General features: G+C 29.5%; 21 protein-coding genes. 9 read left to right on the forward strand and 12 right to left on the reverse strand.

What is annotated here, in order from left to right; genetic code table 11:
* The first annotated feature begins 1 nt into the window (after position 1).
* Together E2O22_RS00095 and argS are read left to right on the forward strand one after the other, a co-directional pair.
* Positions 2-241, forward strand: a complete 240-nt coding sequence (locus E2O22_RS00095; protein ID WP_133318671.1) for a twin-arginine translocase TatA/TatE family subunit — start codon at positions 2-4, stop codon at positions 239-241.
* A 9-nt stretch (positions 242-250) separates the two neighbouring features.
* Entirely contained in the window at positions 251-1846 is a 1596-nt protein-coding gene (argS, locus tag E2O22_RS00100; protein ID WP_133318672.1) for an arginine--tRNA ligase, read from the forward strand.
* Here the strand turns inward: argS and E2O22_RS00105 are convergent.
* The 6 genes from E2O22_RS00105 to E2O22_RS00130 all read right to left on the reverse strand — a co-directional run bounded on the left by E2O22_RS00105 (position 1843) and on the right by E2O22_RS00130 (position 5594).
* Positions 1843-2361 carry a threonine/serine exporter family protein gene (locus E2O22_RS00105; RefSeq protein ID WP_133318673.1) on the reverse strand — a complete coding sequence of 173 codons (519 nt, stop codon included), beginning with the start codon at positions 2359-2361 and terminating at the stop codon, positions 1843-1845. The genes argS and E2O22_RS00105 overlap by 4 nt on opposite strands.
* The gene (locus tag E2O22_RS00110; RefSeq protein WP_133318674.1) at positions 2358-3134 is read right to left on the reverse strand and encodes a threonine/serine exporter family protein; all 777 of its coding nucleotides are present in this window, start codon (positions 3132-3134) and stop codon (positions 2358-2360) included. Before E2O22_RS00110 ends, E2O22_RS00105 begins: the two co-directional genes overlap by 4 nt.
* Positions 3135-3260: 126 nt before the next feature.
* The gene (locus E2O22_RS00115) at positions 3261-3866 is read right to left on the reverse strand and encodes a DedA family protein (RefSeq protein ID WP_133318675.1); all 606 of its coding nucleotides are present in this window, start codon (positions 3864-3866) and stop codon (positions 3261-3263) included.
* Positions 3867-3916: 50 nt separating this feature from the next.
* The gene (locus E2O22_RS00120) at positions 3917-4345 is read right to left on the reverse strand and encodes a trehalose-6-phosphate synthase (RefSeq protein WP_133318676.1); all 429 of its coding nucleotides are present in this window, start codon (positions 4343-4345) and stop codon (positions 3917-3919) included.
* A gap of 48 nt (positions 4346-4393) precedes the next feature.
* On the reverse strand, positions 4394-4876 hold the full coding sequence (locus E2O22_RS00125) for a peptidylprolyl isomerase (protein WP_133318677.1): 483 nt from the start codon (positions 4874-4876) through the stop codon (positions 4394-4396).
* Between the two features lie 10 nt (positions 4877-4886).
* Complete coding sequence (locus E2O22_RS00130; RefSeq protein WP_133318678.1) at positions 4887-5594, reverse strand: YebC/PmpR family DNA-binding transcriptional regulator; 708 nt, start codon at positions 5592-5594, stop codon at positions 4887-4889.
* A gap of 80 nt (positions 5595-5674) precedes the next feature.
* On the opposite strand from E2O22_RS00130, the gene E2O22_RS00135 reads away from it, so the two are divergent.
* The 4 genes from E2O22_RS00135 (at position 5675) to E2O22_RS00150 (ending at position 9113) form a co-directional block, all read left to right on the forward strand.
* Positions 5675-6220, forward strand: coding sequence for a GNAT family N-acetyltransferase (locus E2O22_RS00135; RefSeq protein ID WP_133318679.1), 546 nt, complete (start codon positions 5675-5677; stop codon positions 6218-6220).
* The gene (locus tag E2O22_RS00140) at positions 6221-6412 is read left to right on the forward strand and encodes a heavy-metal-associated domain-containing protein (RefSeq protein ID WP_133318680.1); all 192 of its coding nucleotides are present in this window, start codon (positions 6221-6223) and stop codon (positions 6410-6412) included. It abuts the gene before it with no gap.
* Entirely contained in the window at positions 6402-8522 is a 2121-nt protein-coding gene (locus E2O22_RS00145; RefSeq protein ID WP_133318681.1) for a heavy metal translocating P-type ATPase, read from the forward strand. The genes E2O22_RS00140 and E2O22_RS00145 overlap by 11 nt, the downstream gene beginning before the upstream one ends.
* A gap of 66 nt (positions 8523-8588) precedes the next feature.
* The gene (locus E2O22_RS00150; protein ID WP_207920993.1) at positions 8589-9113 is read left to right on the forward strand and encodes a DUF2165 family protein; all 525 of its coding nucleotides are present in this window, start codon (positions 8589-8591) and stop codon (positions 9111-9113) included.
* A 45-nt stretch (positions 9114-9158) separates the two neighbouring features.
* Here E2O22_RS00150 and E2O22_RS00155 read toward each other — a convergent pair whose 3' ends face one another.
* The 5 genes from E2O22_RS00155 to alaS form a co-directional block, all read right to left on the reverse strand.
* Entirely contained in the window at positions 9159-9731 is a 573-nt protein-coding gene (locus E2O22_RS00155; RefSeq protein WP_133318682.1) for a cytochrome b family protein, read from the reverse strand.
* Complete coding sequence (gene msrP / locus E2O22_RS00160) at positions 9731-10624, reverse strand: protein-methionine-sulfoxide reductase catalytic subunit MsrP (RefSeq protein WP_133318683.1); 894 nt, start codon at positions 10622-10624, stop codon at positions 9731-9733. The genes E2O22_RS00155 and msrP overlap by 1 nt, the downstream gene beginning before the upstream one ends.
* 84 nt (positions 10625-10708) lie before the next feature.
* Positions 10709-12640, reverse strand: coding sequence for a PBP1A family penicillin-binding protein (locus E2O22_RS00165; protein WP_133318971.1), 1932 nt, complete (start codon positions 12638-12640; stop codon positions 10709-10711).
* Positions 12640-13182: a septum formation inhibitor Maf gene (maf, locus tag E2O22_RS00170; protein WP_133318684.1), complete on the reverse strand. Its 543-nt coding sequence runs from the start codon at positions 13180-13182 to the stop codon at positions 12640-12642. Before maf ends, E2O22_RS00165 begins: the two co-directional genes overlap by 1 nt.
* Positions 13182-15719, reverse strand: a complete 2538-nt coding sequence (gene alaS / locus E2O22_RS00175; protein ID WP_133318685.1) for an alanine--tRNA ligase — start codon at positions 15717-15719, stop codon at positions 13182-13184. Before alaS ends, maf begins: the two co-directional genes overlap by 1 nt.
* A 108-nt stretch (positions 15720-15827) precedes the next feature.
* Here alaS and E2O22_RS00180 point away from each other — a divergent pair, with 108 nt between their 5' ends.
* Genes E2O22_RS00180 through hemH form a run of 3 tightly spaced genes read left to right on the forward strand, consistent with a single transcriptional unit; the run spans position 15828 to position 18666 of the window.
* On the forward strand, positions 15828-16904 hold the full coding sequence (locus tag E2O22_RS00180; RefSeq protein ID WP_243705622.1) for a DegT/DnrJ/EryC1/StrS family aminotransferase: 1077 nt from the start codon (positions 15828-15830) through the stop codon (positions 16902-16904).
* The gene (locus tag E2O22_RS00185; protein WP_133318687.1) at positions 16901-17758 is read left to right on the forward strand and encodes a Gfo/Idh/MocA family protein; all 858 of its coding nucleotides are present in this window, start codon (positions 16901-16903) and stop codon (positions 17756-17758) included. Before E2O22_RS00180 ends, E2O22_RS00185 begins: the two co-directional genes overlap by 4 nt.
* 2 nt (positions 17759-17760) lie before the next feature.
* Positions 17761-18666 carry a ferrochelatase gene (hemH, locus tag E2O22_RS00190; protein WP_133318688.1) on the forward strand — a complete coding sequence of 302 codons (906 nt, stop codon included), beginning with the start codon at positions 17761-17763 and terminating at the stop codon, positions 18664-18666.
* Positions 18667-18674: 8 nt separating this feature from the next.
* Here hemH and E2O22_RS08155 read toward each other — a convergent pair whose 3' ends face one another.
* Complete coding sequence (locus E2O22_RS08155) at positions 18675-18866, reverse strand: BspA family leucine-rich repeat surface protein (RefSeq protein ID WP_133318972.1); 192 nt, start codon at positions 18864-18866, stop codon at positions 18675-18677.
* Positions 18867-19158 lie beyond the last annotated feature (292 nt).

Genomic DNA, 19158 nt, shown 5'->3' on the forward strand with positions numbered 1-19158 from the left:
AATGCATATGCCAAGTGGAACCCAATGGTTAATTATATTACTTATTGTAGTATTACTTTTTGGTGCTAAAAAAATTCCAGAGCTTGCTAAAGGTTTAGGAAAAGGTATTAAAACTTTTAAAGATGAAATGAATACTGATGATGATAAAAAAATCGTTCAAGAAGATGCACAAAAAATTGAAAAAATCAACGAAAAAGATGTGCTGGTAAAAGAAAATAATGAAGAAACAAAAAAAGCTTAAGGCGATACGTTGAAAACTTTAGTTTATAAAGAAATTAAAGAGAAACTAGGAAGAGATTTTATCTTAGAAAATCCTAAGAATAAAAATCTAGCCCATTTTGCTACACCTTTGGCTTTTTCTTTAGCTAAAGAATTAAGGCAAAACCCTATAATAATTGCTAATGATATTGTTGCTAAGTTAAAAGATTGTGATTGTTTTGAAAGTGTAGAGGCTTTAAATGGTTATGTAAATTTTAAGCTTTCAAAGGCTTTTTTAAATTCTTTGGCTACGCAAGCTTTGGGTGATAGTGAAAAATTTGCAAAAGATGAAAAAAAAGAGCAGAGTTTTTTACTTGAATATGTTAGTGCAAATCCAACAGGACCTTTACACATAGGGCATGCTAGAGGGGCTATTTTTGGTGATACTTTAACTAGGGTTGCTAGACATTTAGGATATAAATTTGATACAGAATATTATGTTAATGATGCGGGTAATCAAATTTATCTTTTAGGTCTTTCTATATTGCTTGCAGTAAAAGAGCATTGTTTAAAAGAGCAAGTTCGATATCCTGATGAGTATTATAAAGGTGAATATATTATAGATGTAGCAAAAGAGGCTTTTGCTGAATTTGAAAAAGATTTTTTTATAGAAGGAAATATTCCACAATTAGCGCTTTGGGCTAAGGATAAAATGCTAAAAATTATTAAGCAAAATTTAGCCGATGCTAAGATATTTATTGATACTTATGTGAGTGAAACAAGCTATTATAGTGAATTAGAAAATACTTTAAAAGCCTTAAAAGAGCATGGTGGTACTTATGAGCAAGATGGTAAAATATGGCTTGCATCAAGTGCTAAAGGTGATGAAAAAGATCGTGTGATTATTAAAGATGATGGAAAAGGAACTTATCTAGCTGCTGATATAGTTTATCATAAAGATAAAATGAGTCGTGGTTATGATAAGTGTATCAATATATGGGGAGCTGATCATCACGGCTATATAGCTAGAATGAAAGCTGCTATGGAATTTTTAGGTCATGATAGTCAAAATCTTGAAATTATCTTAGCACAAATGGTTTCATTGTTAAAAAATGGCGAGCCTTATAAGATGAGTAAAAGAGCAGGAAATTTCATTTTAATGGGTGATGTTTTAGAAGAACTTGGTAGTGATGTGCTAAGATATATTTTTATCAGCAAAAAATGTGATACGCATTTGGAATTTGATGTAGATGAGTTTAAAAAAGAAGATAGCTCTAATCCTGTGTATTATATTAATTATGCTCATGCGAGAATTCATCAAGTATTTGCCAAAGCAGGTAAGAGTGTAAATGATGTTATATATGCTAAATTTGAGAGTTTAAATGAAGATGGTATGAATCTTTTGTTTGAAAGCTTAAATTTAAAAGCAGTACTTAATGATGCATTCGAATCAAGAGCCTTGCAAAAAATTCCTGATTATTTAAAAAATTTAGCCTCTTTATTTCATAAATTTTATAATGAAAATAAAGTTGTTGGCTCAAGCAATGAAGATGAGCTTTTAAAACTTTTTGCCATATGTGCCTTGAGTATTAAAACAGCTTTTGCACTCATGGGAATAGAGGCAAAGAATAAAATGAATCACGATTAATTTTGATCGTGATTTTTGCTTTTTTTAATACTTCTTGTCATCATAAAGCTTTGTTCAAAAAATAAAAGCAAGGTTATGCTTACTCCTACTGCTAGAGCTAATGTTACCGAAAGTGTTGTAAAGAAATAATCAAAAAAATGAATCAAAAAATTAGTTTTTTCGCCAATATCCTCTGAGCGTATAAAAGAAATCAAATACAATATAGCTTTGTATGCGTAAATTCCGGGTATCATAGGGATAAGAGCAGGAAAAGCTATAATTTCAGCGGGTGTTTTAAAAATCTTAGCCAAAAACAAACCAAGACAACCTATGCTAAAAGAAGCTATAAAGGTCGCAATAGCTAAAGTTTGAAAGCCAAAATACCCCATTAGAGTAAAACGCATACCATGAGCTATAGCGGCTAATATGGCTGAAAGTATGAGTGTTTTAAAGGGTGGATTACACACATAAGCAAAACCAAATCCTGTTAAAGCTGCAAAAAACATATCCCAAAGTATAGAAGAATAATCAATCATCTTAAAATTCCAAAGTCACTAATGCTAAGAGTGGTATAAATTCCAATAGCAATACAGCATACCAATATCACCACACTAATAATACGACTAAAACCCATAAGTATGTGATCTTTTAAAATATCTATAATTGAGTTTATAAAATAAACTCCAGGTATTAAATACAAGATACTAGAACCCAAAGCAATATTTGCTTCTTGTATAAGCTTTAAATCCACTCCAAAAAACACAATAAAAGAAGATAAAAAAGAGCAAAAAATATATTGAATTCTTAAATCAATTTTTATTCTAGTGAGTAAAACTCTCAAACTAAAACCCACCAAAGTAGCTAAAAATACAAATAAACATCCATAAAAATCTCCCCCAAATAGCTTACAAAAGGCCGAATTTGCTGCTGAAACTAAAAATAAATTAGCTAAAAAAGGATTTCTTTTGGTTTGTTTGAGTTTTAAAAGAGAAATTTTAGCTTCTTCTAGGTTGTATTTATGATCATGAATTTGCCAACTTAATGCACTAAGTTCTAAAATAAGTTTAAAATTAATATGATTGTGTTTGTTAGGTATGATGTAGGTTCTTTGTATAGAGTTATCATCTTTATCAAAAATATTTAGCGTAGTATGATGAAAGAAAAAATTCATATTAATTTCATAACCATACGCATTAGCTATCCTTCCAACACATTTTGCTACTCTTGCTGTGTAAGTTCCTGCACTTAGAAAAACGCTAATATATTCGATTAAAAAATTAGTTAAATTTTGAATTGATGGTTTTTGCATAAATATTCTTTAAAATAGTTTTTAAAGATTTTATCAAAATTAAAATATAAAATCTTATAAATTTAAAATATTTTTGTAAAAATATTAAAAATATATGCACTAGGTAATTTAAGGAAGTTAAAAAAATTAAGTGTAATTTTTCTTTTTTTGTATATAAATATAAATAGCTAAAAGCATACTTATAAAAATAATACAAGCAATAATAACAAAATGTAGATATTCTTTAAGTAAGTCTTCATTTTTACCTAAAATATAACCTAATATAAGTAAAATCAAACACCAAATTCCAGCTCCCAAACTAGTATAAAATATAAATTTTTTCAAATTCATTCTTGCAAGTCCAGCAGGTAAAGAAATGTATTGACGCAATCCAGGGATTAATCTACCACTAAATGTTGATATTTCACCATGTTTATTGAAAAAGGCTTCAAACTGAGCAAATTTTGTTTCATTAACTCCAAAATATTTACATATTTTTAAAATAACATTACGCCCTAAAAAATAACATAAGTAATAATTTAATAAAGCACCCAAAAGAGCTCCAAAAGTCCCACAAAGTAGACATAGCCAAAAGTTAAGTTCGTTTTGATGAGCTAAATATCCAGCAGGTATCATCACTACTTCACTAGGAAAAGGAAAAAAGGAGCTTTCTATAAACATAAGAAAGATAATCCCCCAATAACCCCAATCTTTTGCAAGAGTAAGTAAAAAATCTATAATATCACCAAGCATAAACACCCTTTAATTTTTTAAACTAATGATATAAATTTAGTTTTAATGTTTTAAAAATATAGCATGGCTTTTGCACAAATGACTATTAAAATACATAAAATCAATGCAATCAAGTGAGATTTTAAAGGATCTTTTCTTTTTAAAATTTTTATAAAAAACAAAGAATAACAAGTTAAAGCTAACATTGTTATTAGTAGCAAAAGCTTGATAAATAAAAATACTCCAAAATTGCTTGCAAAAAAATCCCAAAAAGAATTAAATTCATAAAAACTTAAAAGATAAAAACCACTCAATAAAAGTAAGATAAAAATACTAGCAAAAATAAAAATACTTGATTTGGTATAGGCTTTTTTAATTTTATCGCAATCTTCTTTGTTTTCGTGTTTATAAGCAAAGCAATAAACACAAACATCAAAAAATACATAGGCTATAAAAAATATAGCACAGATAAGATGAATACAAATAAAAATAAAATGCATAACTAATCTCCTTAAAAAATCATAGCACAATTTTAAGGAGATGTAAAATTAAAGTTTTTCTAAAATTTGGATAGTTTTGATTTTATCTCCTGCTCTAATGCTATCTAGTACTTCTAAACTTTCTTTGTCTTCAGGATTGATTTGTCCAAAGATAGTATGTACTCCATCTAAATGAGGTTGTGGGCTATGACAGATAAAAAATTGTGAACCACCTGTATCTCTACCAGCATGAGCCATAGATAAGCTACCTCTTAAGTGCTTGTGTTTTTGATCGTCACATTCACATTCTATCTCATAACCAGGGCCACCTGAACCTATACCATAAGGGCAGCCACCTTGTATTACAAAATTTGGAATCACGCGGTGAAAAACAAGCTCATCATAAAAACCTTCATTGGCTAAGTTGGCAAAATTACACACAGTTTGTGGTGCTTCATCGGGAAATAATTCTAATTTCATATCGCCTTTTTCGGTGCTAATGATAGCAAAATTGTATTTTTTTGCATCTTTTATGTCGATTTTTTTAAGCATTTTTTTGCTCCTATTCTATGTTGGTATAAACTGCTTGTACATCATCATCATCTTCTAATTTATCAAGCAATTTTTCAATATCAAGAAGTTGCTCTTCACTAAAGCTTACGGGGTTATTAGCAAGATATTCAAGTCCTGCTTTTTTAAGCACTAAGCCTTTTTTTTCTATGGCGTTACTAAGTTCACCAAAAGCAGTGTAATCACCTATAATTAGTAATTCTTCATCATTTTGTTCAAGTTCTTCAAGTCCTGCATCAATGAGTTCAAGTTCAAGTTCTTCTAAATCTCCATCATATTTTTCAAGATGAAAAACAGCTTTGTGTGAAAACATAAAAGTCAAAGAGCCATTTTGCAAAATTTCTCCACCATTTTTGCTAAAAATTGCTTTTACATTAGCCACTGTGCGTGTAGGATTGTCACTCATACACTCAACAATGATTAAAGCTCCATGTGCTGCTTTTCCCTCATAGTGGATATTTTTAATATCAGCACTATCTTTTCCACTTGCTCTTTTAATAGCTGCATCGATATTGTCTTTTGGCATATTATTAGCTTTTGCAGTAGCTATGGCACTACGAAGCTTTGGATTCATATCAGGATCAGCTCCGCCTTCTTTTGCTGCTACTTGTATAGCCTTTGCAAGTTTTGGAAAAAGTTTGCTCATTTTATCCCATCTTGCTTCTTTAGAGGCTCTGCGATATTCAAACGCTCTTCCCATAAATTCTCTCTTTCTTATATTGTTTTAAAGTTAAAAGTATAAACTAAGAAGTCTAAATTTGATTTTAAAGGAGCAAAAGAGTGATCAGAAAAGCTAGGAAAGATGATGTTAAAAAATGCATACAATTGCTTGCTTTGGCAATGGATCATTTTATATATAAACTTAGTGGCTATAATGATCATCAAAAAGCCATAGAGGTTTTAGAAAATTTCTTCACTCAAGAAAATAATCGTTTAAGCTATGAAAATATATATGTTTATGAAGAAGATAATGAAATTTTAGGTGTGATTTGTTTTTATGATGGGGCTTTGGCAGATGAGCTAGATAAGCCTTTAAATGAGCATTTAGAATTTTTAGGAATTAATGAAAAAGTTTTAAAAGAATGTGATAATGAGTTTTATTTAGATAGTATTTGCGTGGATGAAAAGGCAAGAGGGAAAGGTATTGCTAAGAAATTGATTGAATATGCCTTCAATGAAGCTTTGAAAAATGGCAAAAAGCTTTCATTAATCGTGGAAGATGAAAATATAAATGCAAAAATGCTTTATGAAAAAATGGGTTTTAAATTTATAAAAAATAAAATTTTTCACACTTATAAATATGAATACAGAGAAAAAGGAGAATAAATGAATATAAAAACTAAAAATATTAATTGTCAAAGTTGTGTAAATTTAATCAAAGCTTCATTGGAAGATGAATTTGGTGCTATGCAAATAAGTGTTGAAAATAAAAGCATAGAGATTGATTTAAAAGCAGAGCAAGTTGAAGAGTTTAAAAAACAATTGCAAGATTTAGGTTTTGAGATAGATGAAGCATGAGTTAAAGTTAAAAATAGGCAATATGACTTGTGTTAATTGCTCTAATGCTATAGAAAAAGTTTGTGCAAAAATTGATGGGGTAGAAGATGTAAGTGTTTCTTATGTCAATTCTAGTGGAGTGTTTTTGCTTAAAGATTTATCTTTAGAAGCAAAGATCAAAGAAAAAATTAAGGCTTTGGGTTTTGAAATATTACAAGAAGAGCAAAATTTATACGAATTTAAACTCAAAGAGCTTAAAAATATGAAAACAAAGCTTATTATGAGTATAATTTTAAGCTCTATTGTGATGTATTTTGAAATGTTTGTTCAAGGAAATGTTTCTGCTTTAATTCAAATGTTTTTATCTATGATAGCGATTTTTTATTGTGGAAAAGGTTTTTTTATCCACGCTCTTAAAGGATTAAAACATAAAAATTTAGATATGAATACCTTGATATCCTTAGGTGCTTTTACTTCTTTTATATATTCTTTTTTTGTGTATTTTGAGGTATTTAGTAAAGATGGTTATTTGTATTTTAGTGGCGGAGCGATGATTGTAAGCTTTGTTTTATTAGGTAAATACTTAGAAGAAAAGGCTAAATTTAAATCCTTAGAATATCAAAACAAACTAAAAAATATAGATATTAAAAAAGCTAATATAATCTTAGAAGATGCAAGTATAAAAAGCATACCTAGTGCTTTTGTAAAAGAAAATGATGTGATTTTAGTAAAAGAGGGTGAAAGCGTTGTTGTTGATGGGGTGATTATAGCAGGCGAGGCTGAGGTTGATGTGAGTTTTTTAACAGGAGAATTTTTACCACTTTTGAAAAAGCAAAATGATGAAATTCTAGCAGGAAGTGTGTTGATTAATGGAAGCTTAAAGATTAAAGCTAGTAAAAAGGCGATTGAAAGCTCATTAGAACAAATTAAAGATCTTGTTTTTAAAGCAGGCAATATCAAAACACCTTTAGCAAATTTAGCTAATAAAATTTCAGCTTATTTTGTAGCTTGTATTATTGTTTTATCGCTTTTTGTGTTTGTTTTTTGGTATTTTAAAGAAGGAGTCAACGCAGCATTTTTACATGCTTGTGCCACTCTTTTAATCTCTTGTCCTTGCGCTTTGGGCTTAGCAACCCCTATAGCCATAGTTAGTGCTTTAGCAAATGGTGCAAGAAATTTTATCTTAGTAAAAAATCCAGCGGTATTAGAGAATTTAGCTAGTATAAAACTTGCTATTTTTGATAAAACAGGCACTTTAAGTCAAGATGATTTAAGTGTTTATAAGCATGATCTAACTCAAGAAAATTTTCAAAAACTCACGCAAATTGAAAATTTAAGCTCACATCCAATCGCAAAGGCTTTTACTAAAAAATTGAATGTAAATTTAAATTTACAAGGAAAATTAAGTGTTTTAGTGGGTAGTGGTTTGCTTTATGAGGAAAATGATGATAAATATTTAATAGGCAATGAAAAATTAATGCTTGAAAATAGTGTTGATATACAAAAAAGCAAGCAATTTTTGCAAGAATTTGAAGATCAAGCACCTATATGTTTGTATTTTGCAAAAAATAATATTTGTCTTGGCGGGGTTTGTTTAAAAAATGAACTTAAAAACGAAGCTAAAAATTTGATAGCAAATTTAAAGCAAAAAGGTATAAAAAGTATTATTTTAAGTGGTGATAATAAAAAAAGTGTTACTAAAATAGCAAATGAGCTTAATGTTGATGAATATTATTCTGATTTAAAACCTGAGCAAAAACTTGATTTCATAAAAGAAAAAATCAAAAAAGAAAAAGTTCTTTTTATAGGAGATGGTATCAATGATGCTCCTGCTTTAAATTTAGCTAGCGCAAGCATAAGTTTTTCTAAAGCAAGTGAGCTTGCTAAAAAAAGCGGAGATTTGATTTTGATAAAAGATGATTTATCTTTAATAGCTTATTGTTTTGAGCTTTCTCAAAGAACTAAAAATATCATCAAACTTAATCTTTTTTGGGCTTTTGTCTACAATGCTTTATGTATTCCCATTGCGGCAGGTCTTGTGCCATTTATAAGTCTTAGTCCGCATTTGGCAGCTTTAGCAATGTGTTTTAGTTCAGTAACGGTTGTAGTCAATTCTTTAAGATTGCGTTAGATATTTCAGTTTTATTTAATATTTGTTGTATTATATTAATATAACTTTAACAAAAAGGAGTATTTAATGAATTGCAATTGTAGTTTTTCTATGATGAGTGTAATAAGATATTCTAAAATGATTATCTTGCTTACCGTTGCCTCTTTGGCTGCTATTGTTGTTTTTGGTAATATAACTGATTATAATTCAAATTTTCAGTTTGTAAAACATGTTATGAGTATGGATACTAAGCCTGATTATTTAGGTAATGCTATTATTTATAGGGCTATTACAAATTCTACGATCCATCATATTGCTTATATCTTTATTATTTGTTTTGAAGCTTTTATTATGCTGACTGCTTTAAAAGGTGCTTTAGATATGTTTAAAGCAAGAAATTTAGATGTAAAAACTTTCCATGAAGCTAAAAAATTTGGAATCATTGCTTTAACTTGTTGTTGTTTGTTATGGTTTTTTGGTTTTCAAGTGGTGGCTGCAGAGTGGTTTGGCATGTGGATGAGTAAAACTTGGAATGGTTTGCCTGATGCTACTAGATTAGTAACCTATATGCTTTTAGCATTAGTTTATATTAGTATTAAAAACGATGATTAAATCACAAACTCTCTGTTGAGGGTTTGTGGAAAATATAAAATGTTTTTATAATGATTGAGCTTGTAAATATTTACTTCTTCTTTTTTTGTAATTATTCCATAATTTAAAAAACAAGAAAATTAAAGCTAGGCTCAGTGCTAAAAAATGTGGAATTTGCGGTATTTTTGCAGATAAAAAATAATGCCAAGATACTAGTAAAAAGCAAAAATAGCCAAGTTTTCTTATCTTACTTAATTTTTTAAAAAGCTTAAATGAGCTTATAAACATAAGTGTGAGTATAAAAAAGCTTATAAAACCACTAAATTCTAAATTTTTACTAAAAGTATCTTTGAAAAAAAGCATTAAATCTAAATTTTTACTAAAAGCAAAGTAATTAAAAAAGTGAATCAAAACCCAAAAAAATGCATAAAAACCTAAAAATTTAGGGTAATCTTTTGTGTGTTTATACTTTAAAAGTGAAAAAAATAGGCTTAATCCAAAAAAGATTAAGCCAAATACACCACTATAAAAATATACAGATTTTACAATATCAAATTCTTGCATGATTTGATAAACACTAAAAACAATACTTAAAACAAAAGCTAAAAATCCACTGATATTATAAACTTTTTTGCTCATTAAAAATTAACCTTTAAATCCATATCTTTATACAAATGCGCTACTTCTTTTTCATAGCCATTAAACATTTGCGTAGGCTTAGTGAAAAAATCTCCCAAAGGACGCTCGTTTGCTTGAGACCATCTTGGGTGAGAGACATTTGGATTAACATTAGCATAAAATCCATATTCTCTAGGGTTTGCTAACTCCCATGTGCTTTTAGGTTGTTCTTTGGTAAATTCTATTTTTACAATAGATTTTATACTTTTAAAGCCATACTTCCATGGAACTACAAGGCGAATCGGTGCTCCATTTTGTCCTAATAAAGGCTTTTTATACATGCCCACAGCCATAAGTGTTAGTGGGTGCATAGCCTCATCTAATCTTAAGCCTTCTACATAAGGATAATCAAGAGTTGGAAAAAATGAGGCTTGATCGGCAAATTGATTTTTATCAAAAAGAGTGGTAAATTTTATAAATTTAGCCTCACTTTTAACTTTACATTTTTCTATTAAAGCACGCAATTCAAAACCAACCCAAGGCACCACCATGGACCAAGTTTCAACACAGCGAAATCTATAAATTCTCTCTTCTAATGGAAAAGCCAATAAATCTTGCATAGTTAAAGTCAAAGGTTCTTCAACTTCCCCGCTAACTTCTATTTTCCAACCATTTGTGTTGAAATTTTTTGCAAGCTCAACAGCTCTTTTTTTATCAGTAGAAAATTCATAAAAATTAACATAATTAGTTGCAATTTTTTCTTCACTTAAATTTAATTTTTCATTGTTAGGATCAGGAAAGAAATTTAATGCCATTAATTCAGATTGAACTAAAGCTGAACTAACTAAAGCTCCAGCACCTAGTTTTAAAAAATGGCGTCTTTTGTTATATAATTGTTCGTTTGTGATATTCATGAAGCATCCTTTATATATTTTGTGATATTAAAACATATAAAGGAAAATAGAAGGATAATTTTTATTATTTTATAAAAAATATTTTTAAAAAATTACCTCATTATTTTCAGATAGAGCAGGGTTGTTTTTTGGAAATGGAGAAGTATTGGTGTAGTACTCTCTTTGTTTTTCATAAATTCCTTGATAAACCCCTTTTGGGATGATAAATTTTCTAGCGCTATCAGGATAAAGTTCTAAGTATTTTGTTAAAAATTCTTTAAAAACCGGCGCAGCAGTTCTTGCACCACCTTCTATTTGTTTCATAGGCTTATTATCATCATTTCCATACCAAATGATAGCTTCTATTTCAGGAGTTAAGCCACAAAACCACGCATCTATACTTTTATTTGAAGTACCTGTTTTTCCAGCTATTTCAATCCCTTCTACTCTAGCATTACGCCCAGTGCCTTTTTTTACAACATTTTGCATCATATCATTGACTAAAAAAGCTTGTTCAGGTTCACTGATTTTTCTTTCTCCGGAATTAAATTCTACTACTATTTTACCATTTTTATCGATTACTCTTTTAATGAGTAATAAGTCTTTTTGCACACCATAGTTTCCAAATACCGTGTAAAGTTTAGCATAATCATAAATGGAAATTCCAAAGCTACCCAAAACTATAGATAAATCAACCGGTATGTTTTCAAAGCCCATAAATTGAAGCTTATCGTGGATTACATCAAGTCCTAGGGCAAGAGCTAAATTTATGGTAGCTAGGTTTCTTGAGCCAGTTAGCGCTTCTTTTAAACTTATGAGTCCTAGAAATTTTCCACCATAATTTTTAGGTTTCCAATCTTTCTCATCTTTTTTAGTACTTTCAAAAATTCTTGAAATATCAGCAACCTTACTCATAGGAGAATAGCCCATGTCAATGGCAATTTGATATAAGAAAGGCTTAAAAGAACTCCCCGGTTGTCTTAAGCTTTGAGTGGCGCGGTTGAAATTACTTTTTGTATAATTTACCCCGCCAACTAAGGCTAAAATGTCTCCATTTTGATGATTTGCTACTATCATAGCTCCATTGAGTGTGCTTAAATTTGCATCTTTATCTCTTTTAACTATTTCATCATAGCCAAATTTTAAGGCTTCTCTTGCAATATTTTGCACATCAAGATCAATGGCAAGCTCTATTTTATAGCCACCACTTTTTAAGTCTTTAATCCCGCTTAGTTGTTTTAAAACTTCTTGAGTAACATAAGGGGCTGCATTTTGTGTTAAAGTATCATCATATACTTTTGGAATTTCTTTTAAGGCGTTTTCATACTCTTCTTTAGAAATCCAACCAAGATTATACATTCTTTGTACTACGCTATTTGCTCTAGCTAAAGAAAGATCTAAATGTCTAGTAGGATCATAAGTACTTGGAGCCTTTGGCATACCTACCAAAATGGCAATCTCTTTCAAACTAAGCTCATCTAAATTTTTTCTAAAATACCCAAGCGCAGCAGTTTTTACTCCATAATATCCATGTCCAAAGAAGATGAAATTTAAATATCTTTCTAAAATTTGCTCTTTAGTTAAAGTATTTTCTATCTTATATGCAAGCAAAGCTTCTTTTAGCTTTCTGCTCAAAGTACGCTCAGGAGTTAATTCTGTATTTTTTATGAATTGTTGAGTAAGAGTGGAAGCTCCTTCCATAGTTTTTCCACCGCTTCTTATGATTTTAATAGCTGCTCTAAAAATTGCATCTATATTAACCCCGCCATGTTCAAAAAAGCTAGTATCTTCAATGGCTACCAAAGCTTCTATAAGTCTTGGTGGAAGTTCTTCATAAGGGGCATAAAAGCGGTGTTGCTCAAAAACATTTGCAACTAATTTTCCATTTTTATCAAAAATTTGTGTTGTAAGAGGCGGTTTGTAATCTTTAAAGGTATATTGATTTAAATCAGAATCAGAAAACAAATATGCAATAAATATAAAAACTCCAACCATACATACTATACAAAAAGAAAGAAATATTTTTAAAATTTTTATCATAAAAATGCTTTCAAAAGTTCTATATTAAGCCCTAGTGCTGTACTTTGATGGCCTATGATTTTTTTAATGTATTTTTTATGAAATCCCTCACACATCACAGCACCGGCTTTACCTTGATAAAGTTTTGAATCAATGTATTCTTGCATATCTTTTAAATCAAATTTATCTAAGATCAAATCACATTTGCTAAGATTAAAAATCTTTTTATCTTCTAAAACTAAAATCATCGCGCTTAAAACGCTAATGCTTTTGCCACTTTGCAAATTGAGCATATTAAAAGCCTCATTGTCGCTTTTAGCTTTAGTTAGAATGATATTTTGAGCACAAACTATGCTATCAGCAAATAAAACATTTTTAAAATCAGGATATTTTGCAAAAAACTGTCTTTCTTTTTCTAAAACAATTTTTTGCACATAAGAGCTTGGATTATCTTTTTTTACCAAACTCTCATCATAATCGATAATAATTTGTTCAAAAGCGATATTTGCTTCTTTTAATAAAGCAACGCGTGAAGGCGAACTTGAAGCTAAATAAAGCATTAAGCAAGACTTTCTTCTATGATTTTTTTAGCATGATCAAGTGCTTGTTCTATTTTACTTGTATCTTTACCGCCAGCTGTTGCAAAATCATCTCTACCGCCACCGTTTCCACCAAGCATTTGTGCAATTTCTTTTACCAAAACACCAGCTTTTAACGAAGTGTCTTTAACACCTGCTGCTATGATAATCTTACTTTCTTTTTCTTGTAAAAGTAAAATTACAGCTTTGTTAAATTTGTTTTTAAACTCATCTATCATAGTTTTTATATCACCACTATCTATTTTTTGTATACAATATTGAATGCCATTTAGTTCTTTAGAGTTTAATTCTGTTTTGTTTGAATTTTTTAATTCATTTTTTAAACTGACTATTTCATTTTTTAATTTTGCTACATAGCCTAAAATATCTTGAGTTTTTAATTCTTCTTTGGCTTGATTAAGCTCTTTTAAATTTTCACTAACATAATCAAGTGCAGCTTTACTTACCACCGCTTCTATCCTTCTAACCCCAGCACTAACACCACTTTCTTTGATGATGTAAAAACTTCCTATTTCAGAGCTATTTTTCACATGAGTACCACCGCAAAGCTCTTTGCTAGCTCCTAGGGTTAAAACTCTTACTTTTTCTTGATATTTTTCACTAAATAAAGCTATTGCACCACTTTTTTTAGCTTCATCTAAAGCTAAAATTTCAATTTTAGTTTCATTTGCTTGCATGATGTAGGTATTTACTAAAGCTTCTATTTGCTTTAATTCTTCTTTATTTAGAGCTTTTGGATGAGTAAAATCAAATCTTAATTTATTATGTTCTACTAAAGAGCCTGCTTGGCTAATGTGTGAGCCAAGAATTTCTCTTAAAGCATGGTGTAATAAATGTGTCGCACTATGATGTCTTGCGATTTGTTCTCTTTTTTTAGTATCTATGCAAGCTAACACTTCATCGTTTGTTTTAAGATCTTGTTTTAATTTCACTTGACTAAGATTAATATCAAAGAATTTTTGTGTATCTAAAACCTCATTTTCATTGATAAAACCTATATCAGCACTTTGCCCTCCACTTGTTGCGTAAAATGGAGTTTTTTCAAGCATTAACCACGCTATATCTCCTGCCTTAGTTTCGGTTATGATTTTAAAATTTTCATCCAAAATAGCCATGATTTTAGTTTTTTCTTCATAATTTTCATAGCCACTAAAAGCATTTTTACCAAATTTTTCTAATAAAACTTTAAAGTCCCCGCTAACTGCTTTATCCCCACTTCCTTTCCAAGAAGCCTTAGCTCTATCTTTTTGTTCTTGCATAAGCTCATTAAATTTAGCCTCATCTATACTAAGATTTTTTTCTCTTAGCATATCTTGGGTTAAATCAAGCGGAAAACCATAAGTATCATAAAGTTTAAAAGCTACTTCACCACTAAAAATATCTTTAGTTTTTTTAAGTTCTTCGTTAAAAATTTCTATACCATTTTCAATAGTGCTTAAAAATCTTTCTTCTTCTAGTTTGATTTGTTCTTTAATAAATTCTTTTTTTTCATTTAAGTAAGTATAATGCCCACCCATTAACTCACAAACTACATCTACAAGCTCATACATGAAAGCTCTTTTAAGACCTAACAAATATCCATGTCTTAAGGCACGACGCATAATTCTTCTTAAAACATAGCCCCTGCCTTCTTTATCAAACCCAACTCCTTGAGCAAGTAAAAATACACTTGATCTTATATGATCAGCAATTACTCTATAACTAGCTCCGCTTTCATAAGTATAAGTTTTACCGCAAAGTTTTGCAATACTCTCAATAATAGGCATAAACAAAGAACTATCAAAATTACTAAATTTTCCTTCTTTTATAGCACTAACTCTTTCAAGCCCCATGCCTGTATCAATACTTGGTTTTGGTAATGGAGTAAGCGTTCCATCTGCACTTCTTTCATACTGCATAAAAACTAGGTTCCAAATTTCTAAGAACCTATCTCCATCTCCACCCATATAATCTTCGCTAGAATTAAAATATTCAGCGCCTTGATCATAAAAAATTTCACTACAAGGTCCACATGGTCCAGTATCGCCCATTTGCCAGAAATTATCTTTATCGCCAAATTTATAAATTCTTTCTTTTTCTATATGTTTTTGCCAAAGCTCATATGCTTCATCATCACTTTCATGAACGGTTACATATAATCTTTCTTTAGGTAATTTTAAAACCTCAGTTACAAATTCCCAAGCATAAGCAATAGCTTGTTCTTTAAAATAATCTCCAAAACTAAAATTCCCAAGCATTTCAAAGAAAGTATGATGTCTTGCCGTATAGCCTACATTGTCTAAGTCATTATGTTTTCCACCAGCTCTTATACAAGTTTGACAGCTTGTTTTACGCGGAGGATTAGGGCGTGGTACTTCTCCGGTAAATATGCTTTTAAAAGGTACCATACCTGCATTAGTAAAAAGTAAAGTTGCATCATCAGGCACCAAAGGGCTTGAAGGAGTGATTTCATGTCCTTTTGATTTAAAAAATTCTAAATATTCTTTTCTTATATCCATAGATTTTCCTAGCTAGTTTTTTGCTTAAAATAATACCAAAAATACTTTAAATTAAGTAAAACTATCTTATAATCATGATTTTAAATTTATAAGGTTAATATAATGAAAATTCCTTTTATAGACTTAAATGCTCAATATAATGCTTATAAAAATGAAATCGATGAGGCTATTGGTGAAGTTTTACAAAGCACCTCTTTTATAGGTGGTGCAAAATTAGAAGAATTTGAAAATAATTTGGCTAAATATGTAGGTGTCAAACATGCAATAGGCTGTTCAAGTGGCACAAGTGCGTTATTTTTAGCCTTAATGGCTTTGGGTGTGGGTAGGGATGATGAGGTAATAGTACCAAGTTTTACCTTTATAGCTACGGCTGAAATGGTTGCTCTAATCGGTGCTAAGCCTGTTTTTGTAGATATTGATTTTAAGGATTATAATCTTAGTTTAGAAAAAGTTCAAAGTGTTATCACGCCTAAAACTAAAGCTATAATTGCTGTGAGTATTTTTGGGCTTATGCCTGATATGTTTGCTTTAAAAGAACTTTGTAAAAGTCAAAACATTGCTTTGATAGAAGATAGTGCGCAAAGTTTTGGAGCTAGTCAAAAGGGTGTAAAATCATGTGTTATAGCTGATATATCTTGCACAAGCTTTTTTCCGTCTAAGCCTTTAGGTGCTTATGGAGATGGCGGGGCGATTTTTACCCAAGATGATGAATTAGCGCAAAAAATAAAAATTTATTTAAATCATGGACAAGTGCAAAGATATAAGCATAAATACATCGGTATTAATGGAAGGCTTGATACCATCCAAGCGGCTGTTTTAAATGTGAAATTAAAATACTTAGATGAAGAGATTAAAAAAAGAGAAGTAATAGCAAAAGTTTATGATGAAAATTTAAAAAATTGTATTTTACCGCCAAGAAAAGATGATTTTGTGAGTGCTTGGGCTCAATATAGCGTGCGTGTAAAGAATAGAGAAAAATTCATGCAAAAATTACAAGAGCAAGGTATACCTACTGCGGTGCATTATCCTTTGGGGCTTCATTTGCAAGAAGCTTTCGATTGTCTTGCTTATAAAAAAGGTGATTTGCCAAATACAGAGCTATTAAGTGATGAAATTTTATCCTTACCTATGAGTGCGTTTTTAAAAGAAGAACACCAAATTAGAGTGATTGAGGCTTTTAAATGAAAATAGGGCTTATAGGCCTTGGTAAAATGGGTAAAAACCATTTAAGAGAACTCGAGCGTAATTTAAAAGTAAAAGAAATTCATCTTTATGATCCTTTCTGTAAAGATAAATTTAAACACTTTTTTCATAAAAATTTTGATGATTTTTTAGCACAAAATCTTGATGGTGTTATCATTGCTACGCCTACTCATACGCATTTAGATATAGCTTTAAAGGTTTTTCCTAAAATAAAAAATGTTTTGATAGAAAAACCTTTGGCATTAAATGTAGATGAAATTTTAATTTTAGAGCAAAAAGCTAGAGAAAATAAAGTCAGAGTAGGGGTGGGCTTTTGTGAGAGATTTAATCCGGCTATTTTAACTTTAAAAGAAAAACTTTTAGAAGATGAGATTATAAGTATTAACATACAAAGAATTTCTCCTTATCCACAAAGAATAAATGATGTGGGTGTTTTAAGTGATCTTAGTGTGCATGATATTGACTTAGTTAGATTTTTAAGTCAAGAACAAATTTTAAAAGCAAATGTTTATAAAAGCTTTCATCATGATAAATTTGAAGATGAGGTAATGATAGGTTTAAAATTGGAAAATATTTTAGCAAATATCCATGATAGTTGGAATGGACAATGTATTATAAGAAAGATCACACTTTTAGGTAAAAAACATACTTATGAACTTGATCTTAAAAATTTTGAACTTTTTATTAATATGCAAAAAATTCCAAATTTATATAAAAATTCTCCTTTATATGCTGAGCATGAGGCTTTTTTCGAGTTTTTACAAAATGGGGTTTGTGAAAATTTGGCTAGCATTGAAGATGCTTTGAGAGTACAAGAAATTTTAGAAGGTGTTTGATAATGAAACATATCTTTTTTTTAAATATGGGCGGGGTGAATAAACTTGACGAATGTGAAGTTTTTTTAAAAAATATGTTTAATGATCCTTATATTTTAGGGATAAAAAATGTTTTTTTAAGAAAATTTGTAGCCTTTATGATAAGAAAATCAAGATTAAAAGCTATGAAACAAAACTATGAAAAAATGGGTGGAAAATCTCCACTTACTCAAATCACACAAAGTTTATGTGATAAATTAAATTCTAAAACTAGAGAATATAAATTCGATTTTATTAGTCTTTATGTACCACCTTTTGCAAATGAGGTTTTTTCAAAATATGATTTTCAAAAAAATGACGAAATTATTTTATTTCCTTTGTATCCTCATCATTCTAAAACCACTGTAACTAGTTCTTTAGAAGTAGTGGAAAATGAGCTAAGAAATATCCAAAACCAAGCTAATGTAAAAATCATTGATGTTTTTTATAAAGATGAACTTTATAATGAAATGATTATAAAGCATATTTTAGAAAAAAAGAGAGAATACGATTATAAAACTTTGATTTTTTCTGCGCATTCTTTACCGCTTTCAGTGATTAAAAAAGGTGATTTGTATGAAAAACATGTGCAAGAGCATGTGGATATTTTAAAAGGAAAACTTAAAAATAAATTTGACCAAATCATTTTATCATATCAATCAAAACTAGGTCCAGTTAAATGGCTTGAGCCTAACACAAGTGATATTTTAGAAAGTTTAGATCAAAAAGCTTTGATTTATCCTGTATCTTTTTGTATAGATTGTTCTGAAACGATTTTTGAGCTTGGAGTTGAATATAGGCACTTAGCAAAAAGCGATTATGAGCTTATTAAATGTCCTAATGATAGTGATGAGTTTATAGAGTTTATTTTAAATCAAGTAAAAATATAGTTTTTATATTAATGTTTTATAGCGGTATTAAAAAACATATATTTTTTTCTCGGGATATTTTCTAAATTCCAGTTTGATAGTTTTTGATTGAAATTTATACATCCACTAAACATACTTTGTGTGCTTATAACACTATCAATATTCCAATTGTTTAAATCTTGATTAAATTTTGGAGTTTTTGAAAAAGGAATTTTGAAAATAGATTCACAAAAAAATCATAATACATTTGAAACATCCCAGCAATGAATTTTAAGCTTTTTTGTTGTAGTTATTTAGAGCTTATTGGATCTTATATCCTAAAACACTCCTTCAATATTGTTAACATTGCTTGTATCTATATTTTTAAGCGGAATATCTGATAGTATCAAATATTTAAGAGTTTCTTTTGTTTTTGGTTTGTGGATTATCTTTTTTGATTGCAGTTTGAGTAAATACAATATAACTAAAAACACAAGTAAAGTTATAAATAATAAAACCCAATACTTTAAATAA

The organism is Campylobacter lari (assembly GCF_004357905.1).
In the GTDB taxonomy this organism is placed as follows: Bacteria; Campylobacterota; Campylobacteria; order Campylobacterales; family Campylobacteraceae; genus Campylobacter_D; species Campylobacter_D lari_D.